A 6,921-nucleotide genomic window follows, 5' to 3' on the forward strand; every position below is an offset into this window, starting at 1 on the left:
CAAACGGATGGACCCTCGTGCACGATCCATCATTCCGCAGCCATCTTCGTTCCAACCGCGCTGACCGCCGCATCCCGGATTTCCAGCGTCGCGCTGATATAGCCCTTGCGACCATCCTCATAGGTCACTTCGGTCCTGGTCGAGACCTGCCTGGATCCGTCATACAAAGCCGCGATCAGATCGGCGTATTTCTCTTCGATGATCCGGCGGCGCACCTTGCGGGTGCGTGTCAGCTCACCGTCATCGGCATCCAGTTCCTTGTGCAGCACCACAAAGCGATGCACCTGGCAGCCCGACAGCATCTCGTCCTGCGCAACCGAACGGTTCACCTCTTCGACATTGTCCTGAATGGCGGCCATCACCTGCGGATGCCCGGCCAGTTCCTGATAGGAGGAATACGAGATGTTGTTGCGCTCGGCCCAGTTGCCGACTGCCGTCAGGTCGATGTTGATAAAGGCCACACATTCCGAGCGCCCATTGCCGAACAGAACGACTTCCAGAATGTTGGGGAAGAATTTCAGTTTGTTTTCAACGTACTTGGGCGCAAACAAACTGCCATCGGCCATCTGGCCCACGTCCTTGGCCCGGTCGATGATGCGCAGATGCCCGGTGTCGGGCTCGATGAAACCCGCGTCACCCGTGGCCACCCAGCCTTCGGCATCCTTGGTGTCGGCTGTGCTTTCCGCGTTCTTGTAATACTCCACGAAGACACCGGGCGAGCGATAATAGACCTCGCCATTCTCGGCGATCTTCAACTCGACGCCCGGGAAGGTCACGCCCACCGTGTCCGAGCGCACCTGCCCATCCGGCTGGGCGGTGATGAACACCGTGGCCTCGGTCTGACCATAGAGCTGCTTGAGGTTGATCCCCAGCGAGCGGTAGAAATCAAAGATCTCCGGGCCGATCGCTTCACCGGCCGTGTATCCGACGCGAACCTTGGAAAACCCAAGCGTGTTCTTCAGCGGACCATAGACAAAGATATTGCCCAGCCAGTATTTGAACCGATCCATCCCGCTGACGGGTTTGCCATCCAGAATCGCCGGACCAACCTTGCGCGCATGGGCCATGAAGACGTCAAACAGCCATTTCTTCATGCGGCTGGCGTCTTCCATGCGGATCATCACATTGGTCAGCTGGGTCTCGAACACCCGGGGCGGTGCGAAATAATAGGACGGTCCGATTTCGCGCAGGTCCGTCATCATTGTCTCGGCGCTTTCGGGGCAGTTCACGCAGAACCCCGTCCAATAGGCCTGGCCGACCGAAAAGATGAAATCGCCGACCCAGGCCATGGGCAGATAGGCAAGAATGTCATCTTCACGCTTCAGCCCGTCGAACTCGGACGAGGATTTGGCGGTCTCGATCACATTGCGATTGGACAGCACAACGCCCTTGGGCTTGCCCGTGGTGCCAGACGTATAGAGCATCACGCAGATGCTGTCGTAATCCAGCTTTTCGCGGCGCGCATTCAGCTCATTGATAAACTCGTCACGGGCGGCGCGGCCCTGCTCCTGCACGTGGCTGAACTGATGCAGATGACTGTGGTCGTATTTTCGCAAGCCGCGCGGATCGAGGTAAATCATATGCTCGAACTGATGCAGCTGGTCCTGGACCTCGATGACCTTGTCGACCTGCTCCTGATCGCTGACGATCACGAACCGCGCGCCGCAATGACCCAGAACATAGGCCATCTCTTCGGCCACCGCGTCCTGATACAAAGGAACCGGAACCGCGCCCACGGATTGCGCCGCCACCATCGACCAGTACAGATAGGGACGGTTGCGCCCGATGATCGCGATGAAATCGCCTTCCTGAACGCCCAGGTTCAACAGGCCCAGCGCCAGGGCTTCGATTTCTTTTTCGGTTTCGGCCCAGCTCCAGCCCTGCCAGATGCCGAACTCTTTTTCACGATACGCAGGTGCCTCCCCGAATTGGGTGGCATTGCGATGAAGAAGGGCCGGAATGGACAGATGTCCTCCGACGCCAGAGTGCGTATTCGCCAAAACTTGTCTCCTCCCACACCGGGGCCGAACGGCACCGGGTCTTGATCGCTTGAGCGATTCTGTTCCCTAGGGAACTTGCTGACACGGTGGTCGTCAACTTTTTCCTGATGTTTTCCCAATCCTTACGAATTGTTACTGCACGCAGCGCGATCTGAGGGAGGGGCGCATAGCCCCTTTGCCCCGCCCCGCGCCGATGCTAGCAATGAACGCGGGGAGGAGCACATCGTGCAATCGGTTCACGACACACGCGCGTTTACCACAGCCGGTCTGAACCTGATCGCTCAGGCCCTGTCGATCTATGACCGTGATTTGCGTCTGGTCGTGGGCAACCGCCCCTTCAAGGAGATGTTCGATCTGCCCGATGAGCTGGTGCAGACCGGTGCACGGTTCCAGGACACGATCCGCTATCTCGCGACCAATGGCGAATATGGCCAAGTGCATGACATCGAGGCCTTCGTTGCGATCCGCGTCGAACAGGCCCGCGCCTTCGAACCCCATTACATGGAGCGCACCCGCGCGAATGGCCGCACCATTTCGGTCGAGGGGTCTCCGCTTCCCCAGGGCGGCTGGGTGACGGTCTATACCGATATCACCCGCGCCAAACAATCCGAACAGCTGCTGCGGGCGCGCTCGGCGGAACTGAGCGACCAGCTTATCGCCCATGCCGAGGAACTGTCCGCCACCAACCGCCAATTGGCCGCCACGATCACCGCGCTGGAAGAGACCAAGCGCCAGCTGACCGAGGCCGAAGCGCGCACGCGCCTGACGACCGAGATGATGCCCGCCCATATCTCGCATGTGGACGAAGACGGGATCTATACGTTTTCCAACCGCCGCCTTGGCACCATCATGCCCGGTCGCCCCTCCGAGATCACCGGGCTGCATATCTCCGACGCGCTTGGCCCTACGGCCTACGAGCGTATCGCGCCGCATCTGGCCCGGGCCTACGAGGGCAGCCCCTCGGTGTTCGAGTTTACCGATGTCGAAAGCTCGCGCCGCATCCGCGCGGCCTTTACTCCGGGGGCCACGGGGGGCGTCTATATCCTGTCCATGGACATCACCCAGGAAACACAGGCCCGCGTGGCGCTGCAGCAAACCCGCAGGCGGGCGCTGGCGGCGCAGATGATCAACGGCGTGGCGCATGACTTTTCCAATCTGCTGACCATCATTCTGGGCATGCAAAGCAAGCTGGCGCGCATGGATCTGCCCGAGGAAGCGCAGGGCCTGATCTCGGCCACGACCTCGGCGGCGCGGCGGGGCGGCCGGTTGCTCAACCGGATCGGTGACATGACCGGCCACCGGACATATCGCCCGCGCGCGACGGATCTGCATGAGGTGCTGAGGGATCTCATGACGCTGGCCACACCGGCGCTGCCGCAGGCAATGGGGCTGAGCCTTCTGGATCACACGCCGGACACCACGTTGATGCTGGATCCGGGCATGTTGCAGGATGCGTTGCTGAACCTTGTGCTGAATGCGCGCGACGCCTGCGGCACCGCGGGCCAGATCACCATCAGCGCCCATGCCATTGACGACATCTGGATCGAGATATCGGTCAGCGACACCGGCCCCGGATTTTCCCCGGCGGCGATCAAGCAGGGCACAGACCCTTTCTTTACCACCAAGGGCGGAGAAGGCTCGGGGCTTGGTCTGCCCATGGTCTATGACATGGTCAAGCTGGCCGGAGGCGACCTGCGCCTGTCAAACACGCCCACGGGAGCCATCATCGCCCTGCGCCTGCCCTATCGCGTGGCTCCGCCGATCACCGGCGGGCTGACCCTGCTGGTGGAAGACAACGACGCCCTGCGCGCCGCCACCCGCGAGATTCTGGTTCAGCTGGATCATTCGGTGATCGAAGCCACCTCGGTTGACGAAGCCGTGGCCCTTGCCGCCGATCTGCCCGAGATCAGCCTGATCCTGTCGGACATTCGGCTGGAAGGCAGCGCCACCGGGCTTGACCTGATCGAGAGGATGCAGGACAGCCATATCCCGATGATCCTGATGACCTCCCTGCCCCCGCAAGATCCGTTGCATCGCGCCGCGGCGCTGCGCGTTCCGGTCCTGCAAAAGCCCGTGAGCGCTGCGGACCTGCTGGCCTTGTTGCGACCCGAGGCTGCGCAATGAGCATGCCTCTGGTCTCGATCCTTGATGACGAACCGGCCATTCGCCAGATGCTGACCGAAGCGCTGGAAGAGGCCGGGTTTCGCACCCAGAGCTTTGGCCGCGCGCGCGAGTTCGAGGCCTCGCTCAACCGCACGACGCCGGATGTCTGCCTTGTCGATCTGTCCCTGCCCGATACCGATGGTCTGGCGCTGGTGCACAGGCTTGCGCTTGAGCGGGGGGCTGCTGTGATCATCATCTCGGGACGCACGCAGGTGCAGGACAGGGTCACGGGGCTGGAACTTGGAGCGGATGATTACATCACCAAACCCTTTGATCCCGCCGAAGTCGTGGCGCGCATCCGCGCCCGGCTGCGCGGCGGATCGCGTATTGCCGCCCATGCCGGGGACACCGCGCGCTTCAATGGCTGGACCGCCCATTTCGACCGCTACACATTGGAAGACGAGGCCGGCAGCGAGACCCCGTTCTCGCATGCGGAAGGCGAGGTGCTGCGCCTGTTCCTGGAAAGCCCGAAACGGCTGATCAATCGCCAGCAGATGCAGGAAGCACTGGGCGGTGCCGCCGGAGAAAGCTTTGACCGGGCCATGGATGTGCGGATCTCACGGCTGCGCACCAAGCTGCGCGAAGACCCGAAAAACCCGCGTCTGATCAAGACGATCTATGGCGCGGGCTATATCTTTCTGGGGGATGTGGACTGGAGCTGAGGCTCTCGCGTCAACCGCGCGGCGGCGCGCGCCAGAACCTCGACACCTGCGACCAGATCCGCCTCGGCGGTGTCTTCGGCGAAATCGTGGCTGATCCCGCCGATCGAGGGCACGAACAACATCGCCACCGGCATCAGCCGCGCCACGTTTGATGCATCATGCAGCGCGCCCGATGGCATCAGGCGCCAGCGACCGGGGCTGACCGTTTGGGCAGCCTCTTCCAGCGCGCGGCGCAAGGTCAGGTCCATCGCCACCGGCTTGAGATGGCGCAGCCCCTCGATGCTGATGCCCAGTCCCGCACCCGCGGCGATCTCGGCCGCCGTATCGCGCACGATCTGCTCCATACGGGCCAGCCGATCCTCCTGCGCATCGCGCCATTGCACCGAGAACGACACCCGCCCCGGCACGATCGAGGCAGCGTTGGGTGAAAGCGTCACATGGCCGATGGTCCAGACCGTGTCGGGCGTGACCACGTTGCGAAACCGGTCGTTCAGGGCCGCGTTGAAGGCCGACAGCCCCTGAAACGCATCGCGCCGCACATGCATCGGAGTGGTGCCGGCATGGTTCTGCTGGCCGCTGAAGGTGATCTCGAGCTGCCGCGATCCGACGATATCCGTGACCACGCCGATCTGCTGGTCGCTGGCGTCCAGAACCGGCCCCTGTTCGATGTGAAGCTCGATATAGGCGGAAAATTCCCTTTGATTCCAACATTCCCCGCGGGGAACCACCGCCCGCGCGGTGCCCAGAGACATGCCATCCTTGGCCACGAACTGATCCGCCTGCGCCTGATCCACGGCCCCGCTGAACACCGAACTTCCGGTCAGAGCGCCAAAGCGCCCCTCCTCATCCTGAAAGCTGACCACGCTGACGCCCGGATTGCTGCGCGCCACCTCAAGGGCCGCGATCACCCCCAGCGCGCCATCCAGCCATCCGCCTTCAGGCTGGGTGTCCGTATGCGAGCCAAGCAGCAACCCGGCCCCGTCACGCAGGCCAAAGAGATTGCCCATCGCATCGAACTGCGGGCTGAGCCCGGCCTCGGCCATCCGATCCGCCAACCAGCGCCGCGCCGCCATGTCAGCCTCGCAATAGGCCGGACGCACGACCCCCTTGCCCACACCGGACGCCCCGAACTGGCGCAGCTGGTGCAGGTCACTGAGGAAGCGGTCAGGGTTGATCATGGGATAAAGCCGCGCGTTTGGAAGGTGAAGACCGCCCGTGTATAGCAGCCAAAAGGGAAGGACGGGAAGCGCAGGTTCGTTGTGGCTTTTACTGACGGCTGCTCGGTGGACGAAGTTGCCGTTGCAGACAGATCCGCTTCGCGCCTCACCTTCCGGCCCGCGCAAACCACCTCAACAAGATCGCAACCGTAACTGTCAGCACCGTCAGGGCAGCCCAAGTCATGCCAGACTGCTCCAAATGTACGACGCCATACTGCGCATCGAAGCAGCGACCTGCCTCATCAAAACAGTCACGCCACCTGTAGTATTGGCCATAATACAGGTAGCCGAAAAGAACGGAAAGTCCGAAGAGCAGCAATGAGACAAGGTTACGGATCATGCGAAGCATTTGGTTGTAGATAGCTGAGCCTTTCGAGGTCCCGTGGTCCGGCAGGGATATGATAGATGCAAAGAAAGACTATCAGCAATCGGTCAATACCTCCTGATCCACGCACAGCCGCCGTATCCAGCGCCTCTTGTCAGTGGGCTTACGTTTGCGTCTGCCCAACTGGTCTGCCCCCATCGAGTGGTCCAGGTCAATTGTTGGTGCATCGTTGGCCTCTGGTCTATCGGCACGATGCTTTCCGGCGCGGGTGGGCGGTACCCGAGTACGCCAGCGAAGTTCATGCCAGTCGCAGCGACGTGCACCAATAGCAGATTTGGGAGGAGATCACGTTCGTCTCATATGTTTACGCCCAACAAATAGTGCGTTGTCGCAAGGTGGCGTTGAGAAGACGATGTACTGTTTTTTCAGTTGGCTCATTGATACACGACTCCTGTGCGAGAAAGAATCCAACGGGTGATGAGATGCAACCAACAACTCGATACGCGAAGAGTGGAGACGTACATGTCGCCTACCAAGTCTTCGGTGATGGTCCC

At 61.6% G+C, this 6,921-nt stretch carries 4 protein-coding genes; 2 read left to right on the plus strand and 2 right to left on the minus strand.

Annotated elements, in window-relative coordinates; genetic code table 11:
- Positions 1–29: 29 nt before the first annotated feature.
- A complete protein-coding gene (locus WAO69_RS00815) occupies positions 30–2,000 on the minus strand; it encodes an AMP-binding protein (protein ID WP_422175753.1) in 1,971 nt (656 codons plus the stop codon).
- Positions 2,001–2,225: 225 nt separating this feature from the next.
- Here WAO69_RS00815 and WAO69_RS00820 point away from each other — a divergent pair, with 225 nt between their 5' ends.
- Together WAO69_RS00820 and WAO69_RS00825 are read left to right on the plus strand one after the other, a co-directional pair.
- On the plus strand, positions 2,226–4,124 hold the full coding sequence (locus WAO69_RS00820; RefSeq protein WP_422175755.1) for a PAS-domain containing protein: 1,899 nt from the start codon (positions 2,226–2,228) through the stop codon (positions 4,122–4,124).
- On the plus strand, positions 4,121–4,825 hold the full coding sequence (locus tag WAO69_RS00825) for a response regulator transcription factor (protein WP_422175757.1): 705 nt from the start codon (positions 4,121–4,123) through the stop codon (positions 4,823–4,825). The genes WAO69_RS00820 and WAO69_RS00825 overlap by 4 nt, the downstream gene beginning before the upstream one ends.
- Here WAO69_RS00825 and WAO69_RS00830 read toward each other — a convergent pair.
- On the minus strand, positions 4,792–6,003 hold the full coding sequence (locus WAO69_RS00830) for a hydantoinase/carbamoylase family amidase (RefSeq protein WP_422175759.1): 1,212 nt from the start codon (positions 6,001–6,003) through the stop codon (positions 4,792–4,794). The genes WAO69_RS00825 and WAO69_RS00830 overlap by 34 nt on opposite strands.
- Positions 6,004–6,921 lie beyond the last annotated feature (918 nt).

Source organism: Aestuariivita sp. (assembly GCF_049276915.1).
GTDB lineage: Bacteria > Pseudomonadota > Alphaproteobacteria > Rhodobacterales > Rhodobacteraceae > Aestuariivita.